Raw genomic sequence first — 650 nt, 5'->3', positions numbered from 1 at the left:
GCGAGTATCGACGCCTTTTTTTCTCGCGCCGCCTAGCGCGCTGAGGATGTAGTGAGTGCCAATGGTTGCCATGTGGTGCTAATTATCGAATCGCAAGCGGATAACAAAAAAGCCCGGTAACTACCGGGCTCTTAATTCAATGCCGAGCTGAGGCTTACAAACGCGCATCAACATCATCTTTGTCGAATAGATATTTCACATCAAAGATAACGTTATTGGTTTTGCATAGCTTACGGATTTCTGCGATACCCATTTCTTTGATCTGGTCGTGTGATACGCAAATGACTGCTGCATCGTAGTGATCTTGTTTAGGTTCGCTGATCAAGTTAAGCCCATACTCATGCTTCACCTCTTCTGCATCTGCCCAAGGGTCATAGACGTCAATATTGGCGTGGTAGCCCTGGAGCTCTGTAATAACATCAGTCACTTTGGTGTTGCGAATATCAGGGCAGTTCTCTTTAAATGTAAGCCCCATGACCAGAATGTTTGCGTCAACAACCTGAATTTTCTTCTTGGTCATAAGCTTCAATACTTTCTCGGCAACATGAGCAGACATGTTGTCGTTAATACGACGACCGGAAAGAATGATTTCTGGGTGGTAACCAATCGATTGCGCTTTATGTGTTAGGTAGTATGGGTCTACACCAATA

The 650-nt window shown here is 44.8% G+C and carries 1 protein-coding gene; it reads right to left on the bottom strand.

The window, feature by feature from the left end; genetic code table 11:
• Window positions 1-154 precede the first annotated feature (154 nt).
• On the bottom strand, window positions 155-650 hold a 496-nt coding region (locus tag A3756_RS05010; protein ID WP_304438859.1), incomplete at its 5' end, for a UDP binding domain-containing protein.

This window comes from Oleiphilus sp. HI0086, assembly GCF_001635225.1.
Note: the sequence above shows the minus strand (reverse complement) of the source record. Positions and strands in the feature narration are given on the sequence as shown.